We start from the raw sequence: 19826 nt of genomic DNA on the forward strand, positions 1-19826 counted from the left end.
TTATATTAATATTGAGAATGATAATCATTAACATTAAGGAGCGGGAGGGGAGCCATGATGGATCAGCGGGAGTTGTATGATGTGACGATCATCGGAGGAGGACCTGCAGGGCTTTACTCCGCTTTTTATAGCGGACTAAGAGAGATGAAGACGAAGATTATTGAATACCAGCCGCAGCTTGGCGGTAAGCTGCATGTGTATCCGGAGAAGATGATCTGGGATGTGGGCGGATTACCTCCTGTACCTGCGGCCAAACTGATTGAGCAGCTGGTTGAACAAGGCTTAACCTTTGATCCTGAGGTAGTGCTGAATGAAAAGGTGGAGTCGATCGCGCGGGATGAAGAGGGGAAAGAGGGGATATTCATCATAGATACCGCTTCGGGTCAGAAGCACTATTCGCGAACCGTGATCGTAGCTGTCGGCGGTGGAATATTGAATCCGCAAAAGCTGGATATTGAAGGCGCAGAACGCTTCGAAGTGGCGAATTTAAGTTATACTGTAAAATCGTTAAAGCACTTTAAAGATAAGATCGTTGTGATTTCGGGCGGAGGTAATTCGGCTATTGATTGGGCGAACGAGCTTGAACCCATTGCTAAGCAAGTGATTCTCAGTTACCGGAAGGACTCATTGTCGGGACACGAGTCACAGGCTGCCCAGCTGCTGAACAGCTCCGCAGAGTGCTATTTAAATACAACGATAACGAAGCTGATTGCTGGTGAGAACCATGACAGGATAGAACGAGTAGAACTGACGAATCAAGCAACAGGGGAAGTCTCGATCGTGGATGTCGATGAGGTCATCATTAATCACGGCTATGAACGGGATATGACTCTGCTTGAGAATAGTCCGCTTCATATTGACATCGTAGATAACTACTACATTGCCGGTCAAGCGAACAGTACAACCTCCGTTGAAGGGCTGTACGCTGCCGGAGATATCCTTATGCATGAAGGGAAGCTGGGTCTCATCGCAGGGACCTTCCAGGACGCAGCCAATGCGGTGAACCAGGCGAAGCAGTATATTATGCCTGACGCGGGCAAAAGTGCGATGGTATCCTCGCATAATGAAGTGTTCAAGCAGCGCAACCGGAAACTCGTGAAACAGATGTTGAGTTAACAGCCGGAGGGGACAGGGGCAGAGGCCCATCTACTTAAGACAGCCTCCATAAAAAAAGAACAGCTCAAAGGCTGAATGCCTTACGAGCTGTTCTTGTGATTAGATTGCTGCAATTTCATCCTTAATTCTGCGGATATCCCCGGCACCCTCCAGAATTTCGGCCTCAATCTCAAAGGCTCTCACTTCTCCGGGCTCCAGTTCGTCCAGAACTCCGGTCTTTCTCGCGTCCTCCCGGCCCCCGACAAAGCAGTTGCTGGGCTCTATTCCGAGAACATATTCACCCTCACCCATCTGCTTCCACTGCACCAGATTAAACAGCTGGTTTTTGTTGAAGCGGATGGCGACACCGAGTCCAAGCTCCTCGTTGATTAACGCGACACAAGTCGCTCCGCTGCTTGCAGCTCTCAAATCGTGATAGAATACTTGCTCCAGATAATCCGGAGTTGGCTTTTGAAATACATGATAAGCTGCAACACCTTTTTGTGCCTCTTCATCTCTGGGTTCTACCTTCAAGGTTGGAGTTACAAGATAAGCATGCTCATCAAGCATCGGATAACCCATATTAAAATGGTATAAGAGCATCAACGGCTCTTTTCTAAATCCATTGTTCTCCACGGTATCCCTGATGGTTAACTTGTTGTCTCCAACCCGGCATGTGATTTCCCGATCCAGAGTAACGTTTTCGCCAAAAACCTTGGCCTCTCTCATTCGCCCTCTGATCTTTAAGACAGGCTGACCATCGATCCATTCCGTTCCCGAGTACACTTCTTCGGCGGGAGTGTTGGAAATGCGGCCATGAAGGCCAAAGCTCTCTCCATGGTCCTCGCATGGCGAGCCCACATTCATGAGCCCGCAGGTGGTCAGGAAGCCGGCGAAGAAGTTTCGGAAGAAGCTCGTGCCTGCTTCATTATAGTATTCGGGAGCTACAATTCCCGTTTTACTGATATAACTGATATTGCTGCCCTTATAGGATAACCATGCAATATCCAGTCCCCGATCCGGCAGAACAGTAAATTCGAGCCCCGATCCGTTCTTTACATCAATGGCGCGAACTCCTTGAGCTTTTCCTCCACTCAGCGTATAGTCCTTCGTTCCGAAAACCTGGCTGAAGTCCCCTACATATTTAAGAATCTCTCGCTTATTCAAGCTCATCTTCTGCATATATAGCGCTCCTTACTTTACGGTTGAATATTCATTCCCCAGTACATATAACGGAGCTTCGTCTTCCTCAATGTCCGAGAAGCGGCCTGTCTGCTCATAGAACCGATTGTCGGCGTTATCATCATTCACCATCGATACTTCGCCAATCAATACTTTGCCCGTGCCTTTCTCTCCCCAGAACTTATGGTATTGGCCAACCGGCAGGGTAATACTCTCTCCAGGGGTGATCCGCAGCACCGTTCCAGCATCGACCGTACATACTCTGCCATCCATCGATATTTCTACCGGTGTATCGGCAAGCTCTTCATCTTCGGTGGAGTTATAGACCTGAACCATCAGGTTTCCGCCGCCGCGGTTGATAATATCCTCCATCTTGTTCCAGTGAAAATGAAGCGGCGTAACCTGTTCTTCTTCCACAATCAGAATTTTCTCGGCATACGTTTTAATATACTTATCGTTATTCAGGTTACCGTTACGGATGGTGAACAGAAGAAGACCTATATTCTCAAAATCGCCGCTTCCGAAATCCGTAATGTCCCAGCCCAGCATATTATCCCGAATCTCATCATACTCGCTGCCCTTGGTTTTCCATTCCTCAGGACCCCAGTAGGCAAACGGAGGGAGCTTAAAATTCATCTGCTCAATAAAATCGACAGCCTCTTTGATCTTGTGATTCACTTCTGAACGTTTCATGAGACCACTCTCCTTCATAGATGCTTAGAATGACTTACTTCAAGCTTTCTTTATCGATAATAGATACGCCTGTATCTACCGTTTTCTCTGCAATTTCTTCACCTTGAATCGCTTTTACAGCGGCTTTCAAGCCTTCATATCCCATAACGTCAGGGTTTTGGCCCATGACAGCCACAAGCGAACCGTCTTTAATCAAGGAAAGAATAGCATCCGATTTATCAAAACCAATACCGATGATCTCCTTGCCGGACCCTTTGATCGCATTACCAACCCCAACCGTACTTCCTTCGTTGGTACCATAGATTCCTACAACACCATCAGTGATATAGTTATCTGCGATATCCTGCGATTTCGATGCATCCCCGTCACCATACTGGGTTTGCAGAATTTGATACTTTGTTCCTTCTAATGCTTTACGGAAGCCCTGCTCACGTTTGGTAGCGGACTCGGTAGAGGAGTTGAAATTGACAATACCAATTTTGCCTTCTTTAATACCGGCCGCTTCTAAGGATTCAATCATCTTCTTGCCAGCTGTCTCACCAGCAGCTAAATTATCCGTAGAAAACGTGGCTGCAGCTTCGGTATTAGCAGGGGAGTCAACATACACGATCTGGATACCTTCATTTTTGGCTTCATCCAGGGATGCTGTAATGGAGTCAGGTCCGTTGGCCGCAATCACAATCGCTTCTGCGCCATCGGCAATCGCGTTATTAATACGCTCAATCTGCTGTGCGTCATCCTTCTTATCTGGAGCCATCCATTTATACGATACATTCCCAAGCTCAGAGGCGGCCTTCTCAGCCCCTTTATTCACCGATACCCAGTGCTGGTCCGTACTGTCCATCGTAATCAGAATTACCTTTTGCTTCTTGGATGATGAATCATCACCGCTTGCCGAATTGTCCGCTCCCTGGCCGCAGCCGGCTAACAGTACAGAGAACATTAAACAGAGTGACAACGCCATAGAACCTTTTCTTTTCATAGTAAAAACCTCCCAAGTTTTTGATATCGGATTTATGATTGTTTTTTTGCTTTCTTTCTAGGCTTGCCGGTGCGAATAATAACATCGAGCAGAACCGAAATGACCACAATGGCACCAATGACAATATTACGCATCGCTACCGGAGCTCCAGCGAACTGAAGGCCGTTTTGGAGCACGCCCCAAATCGCAGAACCGATAACCGCACCAATGAGGAGACCCTGACCGCCAAGCGTGGAGATCCCGCCGATAACAGAAGCAGCAACGGCATACATTTCATACATGTTACCTGCATCCATGGTTCCCATGCCTGCTGTTGCACTAATAATAAGTCCAACGATACCTGCACAAAATGCGCTTATAATATAGACGATCATGGTGGTTTTCACCGTATTGACGCCGGATAATTTAGCGGCTTCAATATTGCTGCCCACCGCGTAAATGTGGCGGCCGGTGCGGGTCTTGCTGAGCAGGAAATTAAAGATAAGGAACAGGATCAGCGCGATCCAGATGGTATTGTACAGACCCAAAGACTTTCCGTAGTAGAAGAAATCTCTAAACCCTTTGGCTCCTTCTCCGATAGCGTCCGTATTGTAGTTGTTGTTGACAATTTGAGCGATCCCTCGGGCAACGGTCATCGTACCTAACGTCGCGATAAAAGGAGGGAGCTTCCACTTGGCGACAAGCGTTCCGTTCAGCACGCCGACGGCAATGCAGCAAATCATCGTAATGAACACAGCAACCCAGGGATCCACGCCTCGGGTCATAAGTGTTGCGGATATCATGCCGCCCATACCTACAACGGAACCGATCGACAGGTCAATATTGCCTGTAATAAGAACAAAGGATTGACCGATACCGATAATCAAGATCGGTGCAATCTGGCGAAGCAAGTTCGCGATATTTCTTTCGGAATAAAAGGAGGGACTCAAGATCCCAAATACGATACACAGTATAAGGAGACCCACTGTAACCGTTAGTACTTGGCCCATACCCCTAATATTCAGAACCCTCTTAAACATATTAGTCTTCATTTCCAAGTCTCCTAATTCATCAAGTTATATTTCACTAGGCATATGCTACAGCTTGGACTCGAATTTGGTGGCACGCTCTAATATAAGGTCTTGTGTAGCCTCCCCGGTCATAAATTCACCCGTGATTCTGCCATCACACATGACGAGTATCCGGTCACTGATCCCCATGACCTCCGGCATTTCAGAGGAAACGAACAGTACCCCGATACCCTGCTTCTTCAATTCGTTCATAAGGTTGTAGATCTCTACCTTGGCAGCGATATCGATCCCTCGGGTCGGCTCATCAAAAATAACAACACGGGAGTCTCGTGCCAGCCACTTTCCGACAACGACCTTCTGCTGATTACCACCGGATAGAGTACCTGCATATACGCCTGGATTTGCGATTTTGATCTTTAAGTTGCTGACCGCTTTCTCCACCATGGTTTTTTCTTTCTTTCGATCTACAATTCCGAGCTTGCTGCAGAGCAGGTCCAGATTAGGCAGCGCGATATTATCCTGAACGCCCAGCTTGGTGCATAATCCATCTTTTTTCCGGTCCTCCGGAGCAAGCACGATTCCCGCCCGAATAGCGTCAATCGGTTTATTGATCGTTACTTCCTTGCCGTCCAGAATGATTGTTCCGGAATCCTTGGCATCCGCTCCAAAGATTGCTCTTGTGGTTTCCGTTCTTCCTGCACCCATCAGGCCCGCAATACCGACAATTTCGCCTTCGTACAGATCGAAGCTGACATCCCGGACCATCCTGCCGGCATTTAAGCCTTGAACCTCTAGTATTTTCTTGCCTCGTTTACAGCTGACATGCGGGAATTTCTCCTTGATCTCGCGGCCAACCATATTCGAAATGATTTCCGCCATACTCGTCTTCGCAAAATCCATGGAGGTGATATATTTACTGTCCCGCATGATCGTCACGCGATCGACGATATGCTGCAGCTCCTCCAGACGATGCGAAATGTAAACGATTCCATAACCTTCCGCCTTAAGCTTATTGATCACTTTAAACAATTCCACAACTTCGCTGGATGTTAACGCAGAGGTAGGCTCGTCCATAATTAGAATCTTCGCATTAATCGAAAGCGCTTTCGCAATTTCGACCATTTGCTGCTTGGACACAGGCAAATCCGCGACAATCGTTGTTGGATCCATGTTAATGTTCAAGCTCTGCAGAAGAGCTTCTGTTTCCGCATTCATTTCTCTATTGGAAAGAACGCCGGAATGTGTTTTCTCGCGACCTAGAAATATATTTTCGGCAACCGATAAATGTGAACACAGGTTCAGCTCCTGATGAATAATAGCGATACCAAGTTCCTGAGCCTTCTTCAGTGTCAGATCTTCAATAACCTCACCATAGATTTTAATTTCGCCTTCATCCTTGGAATGAACGCCGCTCAGTATCTTCATAAGTGTTGATTTTCCAGCACCATTCTCACCTAACAGAGCGAGAACTTCACCTTCCTTGAGGTTAAACATGACATCATTCAGTGCCTTTACCCCAGGAAAGCTTTTGCTAATATGATTCATCTCCACTATGTATTGCCCCATATATCTCACCGCCTCTCTTCGTTGTCTTGGTTATAACTCTATCACGAAGTCACAGCCTGAATAAGGAGAGTAGATTTTGAATTATGGGGCTTTTTTTCTGTTCTTTGGGATTAACGGGTCATACCTTCCGGTCTAAAATGATGAAATTCCGATCTCGCATACTCCGCACCAAACCGTCCTTGCTCCAAAACAATCAGCTTATCGGCTATGGCAAGCGTATCTCCGAAATTGACGTCCAAAATAACGACTGTTATTCCCTTTTTTCTCAATTGATTCATGAGGTGGATTAAATGCATTCGCAAATACATGTCAGCACCTGCAAAGGGCTGCACGCAAAAAACGATCTTGGGATTGCATAGATGAATTCGGTAATAAACCAGATTGTACAGGGAATGCAGCTTCAGATTCGTAATATGAGTTTCGTAGATTTCTTCTCCGACAAAGGGCTCGTACTCATGGATGATGCTGTTAATCACACTCTTCTTGATCGGTATGGGGTTCTGCTTCTTATCCACCATAAAATATAAATTCTCGAGGTAACTCATTTCCTTAAACAGCATCGTCTCAACAGGGTTCTCCTGAATAAACGCTAAACCATGCGATACCGCATGGCGTGCTTGCTTGTCTGTATATGGAGCATCCTCCAGCATAATAAGGCCGCGATCAGGCTTCATTTCTCCGTTCATCAGACGCCAAATATCGGATAATGCGACATTGTCCATATCTAACAGCAGTGTACATTCACCCTGTACGATGCTGAAAGACAGATCATTGAGCTGATCGGTACAAACATTCTGAAATCGGAGAATTTCCTCTTCACTGCCGCTGTCTGCTTCAAATTCAATCCTGTTTGCGTAGTCCGCTAAGTAGTAAGGAGTCACATTTTCGATGTTAAATTCGCTTTGGCCGAGCAGTTTGAGTATTTTCCCGTCCCGCATTAGACGCAGGCGATCACATATTTGGAACGCTTCTTCGGGATGGTTGCAAATATACAAGAAGGAAAAGCCCTTCTGACAGTAATATCGCAAAAGGGCGTGGAAATTCGATAGCTCCGCTGCACTGATCGAGCTGCTGATGTCCCGGACCACGATGAGCCTGGCTCCGGTAAAAACCGCCCGCAGCAGCTTGACTACACATTTTTCATAAGCGCTCAGATTGGCTACGAGCTCCCGGCCGTCAATATGGATCCCGAGTTCCTCCGTAAATCGCTGCAGCTGTTTATTCAATGCATGAGGACGAATGAAGAAATGCTTAAGCCCTCTGCCAGGGATAAAAATATTGTCCGCAACCGATAAATCCTCAATCAGGCTGCTTTTCTGCTCAATCACAAATACCTTATTCATCGTTAAGGGGCTGTGCTGATAATTGTTGACGAGCACTTCGTCGAAATATACACGCCCGTAATGGATAGGGGTATTCTGCCGGATGAGGTCAATGAGCAATTCTTTTCCCGTTAGATTCAGGCATACGAGCCCCATAATCTCAGCTTGAAAAATATTCAGATTAAAGTTATCTAAAGGCGTGCTGTCCTCTTTTTTAATCGTAACTCTTTCCATTCTCAAAATTTCCGTTTTCATGTTGTCCTCACCCTTGGCTGTTCTTGATCAGCGGAAATGTGATTTCAACGTCTGTTCCTACATTTAAGGCACTATACACATTGATTCCGTATTCCTCGCCGAACAATAATTTGATGCGGTTGTTAACATTGACGATGGCGATGCCGCCCTGGGTCTTCGTATCCGGATTAATATAATCGAGGGAGGTCCGACGCAGTCGGTCATTAATCTCCTGCAAGCGCTCCTCCGTCATGCCGACACCGTTATCCGACACCGTAATGATGAGTCTCTTGGTTGTGGTCTGAATTTTAATGCGCAGCTTCCCTATGCCGATGTTCCGCTCAATCCCGTGATAAATCGAATTCTCAATAATAGGCTGGAGGGTAAGCTTAGGGATTTTATACAGCATGGCTTCCATTTCATTGGTAGAGTCATATTCCACTGTCAGATGGATCCGGTCGTTAAAGCGGTATTTTTGAATGATATAGTAGTTGTTTACATTCATCAGCTCATCTTCCAGCGTGACCAAGTTCTCGACATTGGAGATGGTATAACGGAAGAAAGTAGCTAGAGCCTCGGTCATTTTAGCTACATTCTCCAATCCGGCATTTAAGGTTTCACCCCGTATACCTTCCAGCGTATTGTAGAGGAAGTGGGGGTTGATTTGATTTTGCAGGGCAAGATATTCCGCCTGCTTCTTGGTAGCATTCACGAGCTCCCCTGTATCCATTAATTCCTGGACCTTCTTGGTGATCTCATCGATTTCAGGGCTGAGCGACACCGGTTGGTCAATGAGGTCCCGGATGGTATATCCGGTTACGAACAGATGCAGGACCTTGGAGCTTTGCTTGTACGGCACGACAATCCATTTATAATAGGCATACGCAATGGCAATCAGCGAGACATACCCGCACGCAACAATAAACCAATGCTTTCCTTCTTGTACTGCGAACATGGTAAGTGTCAGCAGCAAAACCATCATGATCGTAAACATGAGGATCGATATCCAAGCGATACGATAGGAAAGATAACGCGAATTTTTTGTTTTCATCATCCAGCCATCCTGTTATGAGTATAATTTCCGAAACTCGTTCGGTTTGAGTCCTGTATGTTTCTTAAAGCTTTTTGTAAAATGCTTCAGATCACTGTAGCCCACTTGTTCACAAATCGCAGCGATGCTCAGGTTGGTTTGCCGGAGCAGATCCTTAGCGTTATTCATGCGGATTTCAGACAGATAATCGACAAAGTTACTGCCGCTTACTTTTTTGAACAGGCTGCTGAAATACGTCGGATTAAATCCGACTAAACTGCTTACCTCATCCAAGCTGATGGAATGCATAAAGTTTTGCTGTATATATTGTTTAACAATTCGGATCGGCTTCGTTTCCATTTGCTTTTTGTCCTCGATAATGGCTTTAAGCGATTGTTCAACCATGGTGGACAAATATTCAAACAGGGCGTCAATGGAGCTGCACCGGTTCGCCACGTCCCGGAACGTTTCATGGAACTTGTCGTCGTGAAGCATGATTTGGTTGTTGCGAAGATGAAATAAGTACATTTCAAAAGCTTGTTCAACCACGGTAAATATCATCTCACCGCTTAAGCTCTCCGCCGATTTTATTTGTTCTTTCAAACGGGCAATGCAGTTCAATACCGAATCCTTATCGAGCACCTCGACAGCCGCTCCCATGGACTTATTCAATTCCGCCAGCAGTGCAGTCCCTCTCGCAGAGGCAGATGGCTCCGATCTGGCTCCGTCTTCAATAAACTTGCCTGTGCCAAGGAGCAGTCTCTGCATCACGGTAGATCTGGCCTCTTCATAAGTGACGTGTAATTGCTTAATATCCTCTACCGCCTTGCCCATCCCAACTGTAAACTTAAAGGGTTCAAACGCGGCTTCTTGTGCAGTTAACTCATCCAGCAATAGCTTCACTTGTCTTCTTATTTCTATTTTCAAGTCAGGGTCATAGTTGATAACGCCGTATAGGCAGCTGTCATGTGAATAAATCCACATTTCATAGCAAAGATCATTTAACAAACGGTGTATCATCTGCAAAATCTTCTCTTCCAGAACACCAACTGCATGGTGATATTGATCTTCATACCCGCAATCGATCTTAACTGCGAACACTTGAAAGAGACCTGGCTTAAAAGAGAAATGGTAATGCTCATTGACATCGTTTATGTCGATCGCATTCATACTCTTGTTTAGAAGCAGGCCTGTAAATAAATTGTTGCGCAGGATATCGATATCGCTTTTCAACCGGATTTTCAGACGTTCCTCATGATCCAGTTGTTCTGTACGCTGCATATATCGATTGCGCATTTTATGGAGCGCAGCTAGAAATTCGTCTTTTTTGATAGGCTTTAGCAGGTAGTCCCCTACACCGTACTTAACGGCATTTTGTGCATATTCAAAATGGCGGTAGCCACTAATGATAATAAAGTCCAGATCAGCTTTCATCGTTTTGGATCTGCGAATCAATTCCAGTCCGTCACATCCGGGCATTCGGATATCTGTAATCATTAAATCGGGCTTGTGCAGCTTGATCTGCTCGAGCGCTTCAATACCGTTGTGCGCAACCGCCACAATTTCCATATCCAGCAGATGCCAATCAATTAAGCCAACAATAAGCTGGCATACTTTTTCCTCATCATCTGCAATAATTACTTTAATCATGCTTGTCCTCCCATGTAATCCTGGGGTCTATGCCTTGCCTTTGTTCGTCTGCCTTTATTGTTGCGGAGGCAGTTATTCGACAATGAGATCCCAGTTGATGAATGCTTCGATGGTGTTCTATGCCAAATTGCCTATTCTCTAGTATATCAAATCCAGAATGCCTGTAGAGGTTATTTTTATAGCGCTTACAAGAACAGTGAGCTGCCAGAGGGGATAGTGGCATAGGAGTGTCTACTCAAAACCGCCTGCATAAAAAGAACAGCTCATAGGCTGAGTGCCTTATGTGCTGTTCTTTTGTTGACTAATTATTTCCGAATAATCACTTCAACAAGGGTATCCCACACTTGCGTTGGAATTTCGTGGCCTACACCTTCCAGTGTTATTAACGAAGCTCCCGGGATGACATCGGCCAAATGAACGCCATGTTCATAAGGGATGATGGGATCATTTGTGCCGTGGACTACCAGGGTAGGGACATGAATTTCGGAGGTTCTCCCCAGATAAGCTTCTCCACCGGCTATTAAGCCATGATTGTTCAAGCTTGCCGCATTGTCAGAGAGTTCCCATTCTTCCTCAGCCAGACGGTAGATTCTTTCTTCGTCAAACGAATATTTGGAACCGGCAAGCATCTTCCATTTGCTAACGGTAAATGAGATAAACGCTTGTTTATCCGATAAGTCTACTTCTGCATTTTCCGTAAAAAAGTTGATCACCTTCGCTTCCATCTCTGGCAGATGGGATGCGAAATTAGATGTCATCATTAGCGTGATGGCTGCCACTCTGTCGGGATGGCGCAGGGCGATCATCTGCGTGAGCATTCCACCCATGGACATGCCCACCATATGTGCTTTCTGTATTCCATAGTGATCCAGGACATGTATCGCATCATCGGCCATATCTTCGAAGGTGTAGGCTGGATGACCAGGTTCATACGTAATAGAACGACCGGCATCGCGGTTATCGTAGCGGATTACAAATCGCCCGCTATCAGCTAACCGCTGACAAAATTCCTTTTCCCACCAGACCAATGAAGACTGAGCACCCATAATGAGCAAAATAGCCGGATGGTCAGGCTCACCGAAGCTTTCGGTATATAGATGAATTCCATTTGCTTGAATTCGTTGCTCTCTCACTGAACATTCCCTCCTTAGAGTAGAAACCTAAAAAAACACAGGCAATATTGCCTGTGTCTGTGCCACTCGTAGTCGGAAAAAGGATAACAAAATCAAAGAACAATGCCAGAAGACGAGTGCCGGATGCGCCTAGAGCTGGCTTAAGAGTTCAAATCATTCGTTTACGCCTATGTTAAGGTATCGTAAGGCACACTAATCCCGATTACATGCACACAGCAGCACAGACTAAACGTGCTTTCCATTCCAATGCGCACTGAAAATCGAAAATTAGTTAGCCACACGTAACCCTCCATTCCTAATCATTACGGCCATAATATCACGTTCAACCCTCCTTCACAACCATTAATTTACAGGAAAGCGCCGAGTGGATGAATGCCGAACAGAGCCTTGAAATCCTGAAAGACTTCGCGCAATCAGGAATTGGGCGCTGTAGTAGGTAGTCATAATGAGAATACCGGAGTAAGGAACATCCGAAATAAACATATTCCAGGATAGAATTGAATCCGAGATGACAAATAGAGTGCTGCCGACAATCGCCCAAGGATTCCGTGTCATGACGGCAGACCACAGCATCAGGGAAATAACCGTAATATAAGCCATGACAGGCAGAATCAGCGCATCGTCACCACTGGCCTCCAGTGCGTTAACGAGTTTGCTGCCCATGATGAAGGAATATACCCCAATCGGAACAATGCTGAGAAACCGGATGATGGAGAATCTCCACTGACTGAAGAACCCTGCCATGTAGAACAGATGCCCAATCAGAAATGCGCTCAAGCCTACCACAAACCAGATGAGCAGGCCATCACCGAGCATACAGAAGAATAATCCGGCGAGAATCAGGTAGTGGGTGCGTGTTCTCGAATGCGAGACTTGCAGGAATGCATACCCGATCATAAGCCACATAGGAATGAGCTTGAATAGAAGCTTAACCTCCATCGGATCGGATGGAATAAAGAAGATGTAGAGTATGCTCATCAGAAGGATGAGCAGAGGGAGTATGTATTTTTTTATCATGGCAGTCCTCCATACAATCATTTTACATAATTTTCAGTAAAACCCCGGAAATCTGTTAATTACCGTTATTATAATCGAAAACAGCAGCCATGGCTAAAGGAAGTATAACTTTTCTTCACCAGGCTGCTGTTTTATTGGCGTACCTTTAATATCCCTAAGATTTCTGTGTGATACCGATCACTTCACGCTGAAGTGCGTCTTTGATTTCATTCACTTTTACCGCATCCACGAGGGGAGCAATAAGCTGTTTTAGCTGATCCAGCTGAAGCTTGGCATCGGTTAAATGCTGAGTGGATGCTTTCATCTGGGCGGCATAACGCTGCTTGAAACCGCTGAGTGCTTCGGCATGCTGTTCATCCGTTCCCGGCTGAACACAGCGCGCATACGTATCAACGATTTCGTCATCAGGGCGGTCCGGAAAATATTCATGCGGAGCCGTACTGTCGAAGATCGCAAAGCCGGGCTCGCGGACAATAACCATATCCAGGCTGTTTGGATCAAACCCGCAGTGATACACCTCCACGTCGAAGCCGCGTTCTTCGGCACTGGCGACGATTTTCTTGAGCATGGTCGATTTACCGGAGCCGGCGCGCCCTTTGACGAGGTATCTTTTTAATCCTTCGGTCAGATTAGGGACATAGTCAACCGCTCCTTTTGGAGTCGCGGCGCCCAGGAAACGGTGATCCATACGGCCCTGTTTCTTGAGGCTTTGATCGCCGAGCAGAAGCTTTGTGTATTCGCTGGCAAGTTCATCAGCTGCCTGAAAATCCATATGTTCGTTGTAAAGGGCCTCCCACTCATCATGTATACGCAGAGCTTCGGCAAAGCCGGCATAGGCTTTCTGATGAGATTGCCTGATCGAGAGGGTTAGTCTATCGATTTCGGATTGTAATGGGCGCAGTCTCTCCCGGTCGATACATGTATCATCCAGATTGATAAACTGAATGTCCGCTCCAATCTCGTCTGCCGACATGCCGCGGAAGGCATCTCCTGTAATCATGCCTGTGCTCAGTTCAGGAGCGACCCAGCCATCAATATCATCCGGATCAGAGGCTGTATGGAAAATCCACAGCTCATGACCAAGCGCCGATACTTCACTGCCGATTTCCCGAATGAGATTCGAGTGGCCGCTGCCGGGTGATCCATCAACGATCATCAGAGATTGAATCCCTTGCAGGGACGAGGATAGAAGACTTGTATAACCTCGGGCCGTATTGCCGCTTGCGAAGAAATTTCGGATGGTTCCAGTCATTACGCTCACACCTTTCTAGGCAGCTGTCATGGGTTTTACTTCATGGTATTACTTCGGAGTAAAAAAGGTGCTTTAGATACTTATTTTCTATGATGTCCCTTGTAATCCTTTGCTTCATGGCAACCCCTTCTTTTTTACCGAATATAAGAATTCATCCTCGGAATGAGAGGATTAGTTTGTTCTATTCATCTATTTGATCAGTCTCGAATATAATCGGATCTTCGAGCTCACTCAGTTTTTGCCATGCGCTTTTGATTAATCTTTTTTGTTCATTATCTATACCGCAACCACTCCGCCCCCAATTTTCAATATTATATCAGGTCACTGGCCTGCTGGCGGCCGATTACTATACACATCTCTAGACGCCTTAATGGACCAACTGCATACCTGAGAGCTGCCATCGCATTATCCAAGTAGTTGACCGGTTCGTCCAAGTAAAGGCCTGTCTTCGGGTCTTTTCGCCAGAACCACTGCTGGATCCCCTTGATGGTGTTCATGCACTCAAGATGAATGTGTATCTTTCGTTGCTGGAGGCGGTAATCACCACCTTTACTATTAAAATACATGCTTTATATTCCGATAGTTAAATCAAAGGGAGGTTATTTATGGAAATTACATTTGCGATATTGATGCCTATTTTAACAGTAATCACTATAATTATTGAGTGGACCAGGCACAAATACCTGAAAGAAAGAATTGAAGGAAAGTTAACTTCTATAAAAATAGAGGAAAGCGAAAAAGATGAATCAGGGTATCTGGTTGACTCTTACAAACAACTACAGATTAGTGATCTTCAAGCATTCAAGCGAGCTCAAATCGATTTAAAAATTTTGAAAGAAAAGCAATCGGATGGAACTCTTTTTGAGGAATTTACAAAATTAATTACTATAGTTATATCTTTAATTTCAGTTATGATTTCGTTAACTATAAACATTTATAAAGAAACACAGGACCTCAAGACTTTCTTTTTCGATCCAGCTATGGATATCATTTGGATGATGCTCTGGATAATCGGTTGGCTATCAGTCTTGTCTAGAATATTTTCTTTCTCTACAAGTAGATCAAAAGAGTTAATTAGTATTCATCTGATAGTGATTGAAGATGTCGGAAAAGATCCTGAAATAGTTATTGATAAATCTAACGTTCAAGGATCCTCTGATCAGCAAGAGAAAGAACAACCGTAATTAGACCCTATAATGGTTGCGTTCTTCACTTAACCAAGTCTTACTTGTAATAAGAAAAAGTGAGAAGAAGTACGCCCCGGTTAATCGCTGCATTTATGCAACTGTGGGTGGTATTTCGCTTTTTCCATGCTTTTATCCTATTAAGTGAAAACCATCATACGATGCTCAAAGTAAGGTAAGATTCTTCTACTGTGAGTATTTTACATTCGAATATTGCTATTCAAATCTGTTTTCAGCTTAAGCTTTTTTATTGATAATACGAAGAAAAGCGCCCCTGGGGGGCGCTTCTAATGAGGAAAGAGCTTTCGCAGTTACCTCAAGTTCATGATACGCAAGAGAGCTTTCGCAGTCTTGTGTATCATTAAGTAATAGTATTCATCGACTTGTTCAAAATATACATGTCTTTTAAATGTAAGAAGAGCTTGCGCAGTTCTTACCGAATTTTTTTGTGATGAAGGCTTACGCAATCGCCACAGATGATATCATAATCCTTTAGAAAAAAGAAGTCAATGATTTTATGGTATAATTTTCAATCCAAATCTATCCTTTTTAGTACATCCCCCATCGTAGGCGTGTTTTTCAATTACATCTAATAAACCGTACGTTCTTTGTGTTTTACCAGAAAGTTTTCTATTCCATGTGTTAGGTAATAAGTCTGCGATTTGAAGCCCAATAACATTGTCTGCCTTTAGGCTGAAATTTATTGTACTTAAACGTTTTTGTACAGTTCTATTACTATAGAAAAGAGTGCCCTGGGCCATAAGGTAATGAAAATGATTTTGTAACTGTTGATCTTTTTGGTCCGGATCAGAATTAGTAGATTCTAAATTAATTGAACCCTTTCCGTCATTAAGTTCAAGAAAATGGACAAAGTTCTCCATAATCATTTGTAGGGCAATAAAATACTTATCTCTGCCGTTTTTGTACAAATTTAAACAGTTCTCTTCATGAATACTGACTCCAAATATGGGTAAGTTATATAAGTTAAACATATTTGTGATATCGTTCCAGAAATCTTGAAGTCTCCGTTTATCTTGAAACACTTTAAATGGTGTAGCTGCTTTACTCCTGTTGATATCCATTTCATGTATTATTACCTTTTCATCACCAAAATACTTCATTTTTAATTCGTTTATATAGGGGATTATATTTCTCTCATAGTCTTCTTCGGCAATAGCAAGACCCATTAAGCTAAAGTGATCATAATGACCACCAGTAAGAATTTCGTCCAAATAAAGCGTGAACCTCATCATCTTTCTATGACTCCCCCTAAATGCTTTTAATAAAATTTAATATCATTCCGTTTTAAATCACACGTTACCAAATGCACGTTAAGCTTCAATCCCCGCAGTAATTCTTCAGCCTTTACAATGTGCTCATTCAACCCAAATAATGTTGGAAGAACTAAATAAGTTCTAATATTAGGATTTCTACTAAATAAGTATAGCTTTTCTAAAGCATATCTAGTTTGGAATGTGTCTTTTGTTTGGACTTCATATATAATTGTCTCATAAGCATTAAAAGCATAAATATCTGGAATTTGCTCATTAATAGGAAGAGGTCTTCCGTAATGCCAGTTTATATGATCAGCTAATACGGAGTACCCACTACTAAGGTGTCTTTCAGAGATCAGTTTGATAATTTTCGAATGCTGATCCTCTTGTAAAGAATTCCTTTTCATATCTTTGTTACTCCCCTTATGTAAAAACTGGATAATATCTTGTGTTAATATGATATTACAAGTTATCAACAATAACAACGGAACAAATGTTCTAAATTGTTGATAACTTCTCAGTGTTTTCTTGTATTGACCGTATTTTCCCATTCGGTAGCGAGCATTTTACAAAATTCGATATAACCGCCTCTGGATTTTTGTATAATGCTCGAGTAATATTAAATTTTAACGTTTCTAATAGAAAGAGGACATATACATGAACAAACCATCCATATATGGATTAACATTGGAGCAGCTGGCTGCGTGGCTTGAAGAACGGGGACATAAGAAGTCTCGTTCTGCACAGGTGTGGGATTGGTTGTACCGGAAGCGGGTAACTCAATTTGCAGATATGACGGATGTGAATCCGGAATGCCTGAAGCTTCTGGAAGAGCATTTCGCTATATTGACGCTTGAAGTGCATACGAAACAGGAATCCGCCGACGGAACAATTAAATTTCTGTTTAAGCTGGTCGATGGCAATTTGATTGAAACCGTACTGATGAGACATAAGTTTGGTCTGTCCGTCTGTGTGACGACACAGGTTGGCTGTAATATTGGCTGCAGCTTCTGTGCGAGCGGTCTGATCAGCAAGAGTCGTGACTTAACGAGCGGGGAAATTGTAGAGCAGATCATGAAGGTCCAGCTTCATCTGGACCAAGCTGGACAGGATGAACGCGTGACTCATATCGTGGTGATGGGTATTGGCGAGCCGTTTGATAATTTCGAGCATATGTCGAACTTTATCCGTGTCGTCAAGGACCATAAGGGCCTAGCTATTGGCCCAAGACATATTACCGTTTCAACGAGCGGCATTGCACCGAAGATTATCGAATTTGCAGACAGCGATCTGCAGGTCAATCTGGCTCTTTCACTGCATGCGCCGAATAATGAGCTTCGGACCCGAATCATGAAGATTAACCGTGCTTATCCGCTCGAGAAGCTGATGCCTGCTGTTGATTATTATTTAGAGAAATCGAACCGCAGAATCACACTGGAGTACATCCTGCTCAAGGATGTTAACGACCAGAAGGAGCATGCGCTGGAGCTTGCAGAATTGGTAGGCCATCGCAAAAAAATGGTCAACGTGAACCTCATTCCGTACAATCCGGTGGATGAGCACAGCCAGTACCAGCGCAGTACGCAGGAATCGATTACGGCTTTCTATGATATTCTGAAGAAACAGGGCGTCAGTGTCAGTGTCCGTCTTGAGCATGGAACGGATATTGATGCTGCCTGCGGACAGCTGAGAAGCAAGCAGATCAAGAAGGCAGAATAACCAAGTTCATATTCTTATTGAAACCGGGAGTTCTCCACAGAAAAGCGTATCCACAGCAGGGATACGCTTTTTGACTAAGCCGCAGTCCTTTTTGCTTGTTATTTATCATAACAGGAGGCATTCATATGCATACTAAACTTAGTTTGATGAAGGATCTTGAAGCCATGGGGATTGACGGAAACGGAACGATCCTGGTTCATTCCTCTATGAAAAGCATCGGAGAGGTTGAAGGAGGAGCAGACACGGTACTGGATGCTCTCTCGGAATATATGAAAAAAGGGCTTCTCGTTCTTCCCACCCACACCTGGTCGTATATTAACGCAGATAATCCCAGGTTTGAAGTGGAGAATTCCCCTTCATGCGTAGGCATTCTTCCAGAGTTGTTCCGAAAACGCAAAGGGGTTATTCGTTCATATCACCCAACACATTCGGTGGCCGCGCTCGGGAAGGATGCAGCTTCATTTACGGCGGGTGCTGAACAGCTGGATACACCATGTCACCGTGAGTCGGCCTGGGGTAAGCTCTTGGACCGCAAGGCAGCAATTTTGTTGGTTGGTGTAGATCTGCGCCGAAATACATTTATGCATGGGATCGAGGAATGGGTGGATGTACCGGGGCGTCTTACAGAGGAGCATGAAGCGCTTGTTACTGTCTTGGGGGACGGGACGGAAATTCCAGTCCCTTCGCGGAGGCATAAAGGCCCTGCCTCATCCGAATATTTCGGTAAGGTGGATCACTTGCTGGAAAAATGTGGGGCGATGTATAAATCGCGCTTGGGGAATGCAACGGTTCGCGTGTGTGATACACTTAAGTTAACGGAAGTGATTGCGCCGCTGCTGCGATCAAATCCCCATTTATTTGAAGATCAGAAGCCTCTAGGGGAAGCTGGGGAATAAACGTTGTTATCCGATTTAGGGTACAATGGAATAAACCATGATTATAGGAGCTGGAGAAATGTCTAATGAAGAGGAAGTAATTGTCACTGCCGAGGGATATGCCAAGCTGGAAGAAGAGCTGAAGTATTTGAAAGGGCCAAGACGCAAAGAACTGGCTGAACGGCTGAAGCTGGCGATCAGTTTTGGGGATCTGAAGGAGAACAGTGAGTACCACTCCGCGAAGGATGACCAGTCGTTTATGGAAACCCGAATCATTATGCTTGAGAAAATGCTGACCAAGGCGAAGGTTATTGACGCGAATCAATTGGATTTAGACAGAGTAAATGTGGGCTCAGTTGTTGTCTTGAATGATATTGAATTTGCAGAGAAAATCGAGTATCAGATTGTCGGTCCGGCTGAAGCGGATGTGGCAGACAACAAAATATCCTATGAAAGCCCGCTCGGTAAAGAGCTCATGGGTAAAGAGGTAGGAAGCGAAATTAATGTAGATGCCCCAATGGGAATAATTAAATATAAACTGCTTGAGATCAAGGCATTGTAAGAATGGAGCTGTTCCAAAAGATCAAGGATCTTGCGGGATGGCTCCT

18 protein-coding genes are annotated in these 19826 nt (G+C 44.6%); 5 read left to right on the forward strand and 13 right to left on the reverse strand.

Annotated features, from left to right (window positions below):
* Positions 1-57 precede the first annotated feature (57 nt).
* Positions 58-1116, forward strand: coding sequence for an NAD(P)/FAD-dependent oxidoreductase (locus BN1234_RS00325; RefSeq protein WP_054954707.1), 1059 nt, complete (start codon positions 58-60; stop codon positions 1114-1116).
* A 99-nt stretch (positions 1117-1215) separates the two neighbouring features.
* On the opposite strand, the gene BN1234_RS00330 is transcribed toward BN1234_RS00325, so the two are convergent.
* The 11 genes from BN1234_RS00330 to BN1234_RS00380 all read right to left on the reverse strand — a co-directional run bounded on the left by BN1234_RS00330 (position 1216) and on the right by BN1234_RS00380 (position 14166).
* Positions 1216-2277, reverse strand: coding sequence for an aldose 1-epimerase family protein (locus tag BN1234_RS00330; RefSeq protein ID WP_054954677.1), 1062 nt, complete (start codon positions 2275-2277; stop codon positions 1216-1218).
* Between the two features lie 12 nt (positions 2278-2289).
* Positions 2290-2970 carry a D-lyxose/D-mannose family sugar isomerase gene (locus BN1234_RS00335; RefSeq protein ID WP_054954678.1) on the reverse strand — a complete coding sequence of 227 codons (681 nt, stop codon included), beginning with the start codon at positions 2968-2970 and terminating at the stop codon, positions 2290-2292.
* Positions 2971-3004: 34 nt separating this feature from the next.
* Positions 3005-3952 carry an ABC transporter substrate-binding protein gene (locus BN1234_RS00340; RefSeq protein ID WP_054954679.1) on the reverse strand — a complete coding sequence of 316 codons (948 nt, stop codon included), beginning with the start codon at positions 3950-3952 and terminating at the stop codon, positions 3005-3007.
* A 32-nt stretch (positions 3953-3984) separates the two neighbouring features.
* On the reverse strand, positions 3985-4983 hold the full coding sequence (locus BN1234_RS00345) for an ABC transporter permease (protein ID WP_054954680.1): 999 nt from the start codon (positions 4981-4983) through the stop codon (positions 3985-3987).
* 45 nt (positions 4984-5028) lie between these two features.
* The gene (locus tag BN1234_RS00350; RefSeq protein WP_054954681.1) at positions 5029-6528 is read right to left on the reverse strand and encodes a sugar ABC transporter ATP-binding protein; all 1500 of its coding nucleotides are present in this window, start codon (positions 6526-6528) and stop codon (positions 5029-5031) included.
* Between the two features lie 110 nt (positions 6529-6638).
* Positions 6639-8105 (reverse strand): ATP-binding cassette domain-containing protein, encoded by a 1467-nt coding sequence (locus BN1234_RS00355; RefSeq protein ID WP_054954682.1) that lies wholly within the window; start codon positions 8103-8105, stop codon positions 6639-6641.
* A gap of 7 nt (positions 8106-8112) precedes the next feature.
* The gene (locus BN1234_RS00360) at positions 8113-9138 is read right to left on the reverse strand and encodes a sensor histidine kinase (RefSeq protein ID WP_211751786.1); all 1026 of its coding nucleotides are present in this window, start codon (positions 9136-9138) and stop codon (positions 8113-8115) included.
* A gap of 12 nt (positions 9139-9150) precedes the next feature.
* On the reverse strand, positions 9151-10764 hold the full coding sequence (locus BN1234_RS00365; protein ID WP_054954684.1) for a response regulator: 1614 nt from the start codon (positions 10762-10764) through the stop codon (positions 9151-9153).
* 305 nt (positions 10765-11069) lie between these two features.
* Positions 11070-11897 (reverse strand): alpha/beta fold hydrolase, encoded by an 828-nt coding sequence (locus BN1234_RS00370; RefSeq protein WP_054954685.1) that lies wholly within the window; start codon positions 11895-11897, stop codon positions 11070-11072.
* Positions 11898-12239: 342 nt separating this feature from the next.
* Positions 12240-12914, reverse strand: a complete 675-nt coding sequence (locus BN1234_RS00375) for a lysoplasmalogenase (protein WP_054954686.1) — start codon at positions 12912-12914, stop codon at positions 12240-12242.
* 154 nt (positions 12915-13068) lie between these two features.
* Positions 13069-14166, reverse strand: coding sequence for a PRK06851 family protein (locus tag BN1234_RS00380; protein WP_054954687.1), 1098 nt, complete (start codon positions 14164-14166; stop codon positions 13069-13071).
* 605 nt (positions 14167-14771) lie between these two features.
* Between BN1234_RS00380 and BN1234_RS00390 the strand changes: the two genes are divergently transcribed.
* A complete protein-coding gene (locus BN1234_RS00390) occupies positions 14772-15350 on the forward strand; it encodes a hypothetical protein (protein ID WP_054954689.1) in 579 nt (192 codons plus the stop codon).
* A gap of 515 nt (positions 15351-15865) precedes the next feature.
* On the opposite strand, the gene BN1234_RS00395 is transcribed toward BN1234_RS00390, so the two are convergent.
* Positions 15866-16603: a DUF3800 domain-containing protein gene (locus BN1234_RS00395; RefSeq protein ID WP_054954690.1), complete on the reverse strand. Its 738-nt coding sequence runs from the start codon at positions 16601-16603 to the stop codon at positions 15866-15868.
* A 26-nt stretch (positions 16604-16629) separates the two neighbouring features.
* The gene (locus BN1234_RS00400) at positions 16630-17031 is read right to left on the reverse strand and encodes a hypothetical protein (protein WP_170307950.1); all 402 of its coding nucleotides are present in this window, start codon (positions 17029-17031) and stop codon (positions 16630-16632) included.
* Positions 17032-17281: 250 nt separating this feature from the next.
* Between BN1234_RS00400 and rlmN the strand changes: the two genes are divergently transcribed.
* The 3 genes from rlmN (at position 17282) to greA (ending at position 19780) form a co-directional block, all read left to right on the forward strand.
* Positions 17282-18343, forward strand: coding sequence for a dual-specificity RNA methyltransferase RlmN (gene rlmN, locus BN1234_RS00405; RefSeq protein WP_054954692.1), 1062 nt, complete (start codon positions 17282-17284; stop codon positions 18341-18343).
* Positions 18344-18468: 125 nt separating this feature from the next.
* A complete protein-coding gene (locus BN1234_RS00410) occupies positions 18469-19239 on the forward strand; it encodes an AAC(3) family N-acetyltransferase (RefSeq protein WP_054954693.1) in 771 nt (256 codons plus the stop codon).
* Positions 19240-19297: 58 nt separating this feature from the next.
* A complete protein-coding gene (greA, locus tag BN1234_RS00415) occupies positions 19298-19780 on the forward strand; it encodes a transcription elongation factor GreA (RefSeq protein ID WP_054954694.1) in 483 nt (160 codons plus the stop codon).
* The last annotated feature ends 46 nt before the right edge of the window (positions 19781-19826 follow it).

This window comes from Paenibacillus dakarensis, assembly GCF_001373415.1.
Classification (GTDB): domain Bacteria; phylum Bacillota; class Bacilli; order Paenibacillales; family Paenibacillaceae; genus Paenibacillus_AQ; species Paenibacillus_AQ dakarensis.

Excerpts from the sequence above, each read along its gene's own strand:
- BN1234_RS00325 (WP_054954707.1), top strand. The coding sequence starts at position 58 with ATGGATCAGCGGGAGTTGTATGATGTGACGATCATCGGAGGAGGACCT.
- BN1234_RS00330 (WP_054954677.1), bottom strand. The coding sequence starts at position 2,277 with ATGCAGAAGATGAGCTTGAATAAGCGAGAGATTCTTAAATATGTAGGG.
- BN1234_RS00335 (WP_054954678.1), bottom strand. The coding sequence starts at position 2,970 with ATGAAACGTTCAGAAGTGAATCACAAGATCAAAGAGGCTGTCGATTTT.
- BN1234_RS00340 (WP_054954679.1), bottom strand. The coding sequence starts at position 3,952 with ATGAAAAGAAAAGGTTCTATGGCGTTGTCACTCTGTTTAATGTTCTCT.
- BN1234_RS00345 (WP_054954680.1), bottom strand. The coding sequence starts at position 4,983 with ATGAAGACTAATATGTTTAAGAGGGTTCTGAATATTAGGGGTATGGGC.
- BN1234_RS00350 (WP_054954681.1), bottom strand. The coding sequence starts at position 6,528 with ATGGGGCAATACATAGTGGAGATGAATCATATTAGCAAAAGCTTTCCT.
- BN1234_RS00355 (WP_054954682.1), bottom strand. The coding sequence starts at position 8,105 with ATGAAAACGGAAATTTTGAGAATGGAAAGAGTTACGATTAAAAAAGAG.
- BN1234_RS00360 (WP_211751786.1), bottom strand. The coding sequence starts at position 9,138 with ATGATGAAAACAAAAAATTCGCGTTATCTTTCCTATCGTATCGCTTGG.
- BN1234_RS00365 (WP_054954684.1), bottom strand. The coding sequence starts at position 10,764 with ATGATTAAAGTAATTATTGCAGATGATGAGGAAAAAGTATGCCAGCTT.
- BN1234_RS00375 (WP_054954686.1), bottom strand. The coding sequence starts at position 12,914 with ATGATAAAAAAATACATACTCCCTCTGCTCATCCTTCTGATGAGCATA.
- BN1234_RS00380 (WP_054954687.1), bottom strand. The coding sequence starts at position 14,166 with ATGACTGGAACCATCCGAAATTTCTTCGCAAGCGGCAATACGGCCCGA.
- BN1234_RS00390 (WP_054954689.1), top strand. The coding sequence starts at position 14,772 with ATGGAAATTACATTTGCGATATTGATGCCTATTTTAACAGTAATCACT.
- BN1234_RS00395 (WP_054954690.1), bottom strand. The coding sequence starts at position 16,603 with ATGATGAGGTTCACGCTTTATTTGGACGAAATTCTTACTGGTGGTCAT.
- BN1234_RS00400 (WP_170307950.1), bottom strand. The coding sequence starts at position 17,031 with ATGAAAAGGAATTCTTTACAAGAGGATCAGCATTCGAAAATTATCAAA.
- rlmN (WP_054954692.1), top strand. The coding sequence starts at position 17,282 with ATGAACAAACCATCCATATATGGATTAACATTGGAGCAGCTGGCTGCG.
- BN1234_RS00410 (WP_054954693.1), top strand. The coding sequence starts at position 18,469 with ATGCATACTAAACTTAGTTTGATGAAGGATCTTGAAGCCATGGGGATT.
- greA (WP_054954694.1), top strand. The coding sequence starts at position 19,298 with ATGTCTAATGAAGAGGAAGTAATTGTCACTGCCGAGGGATATGCCAAG.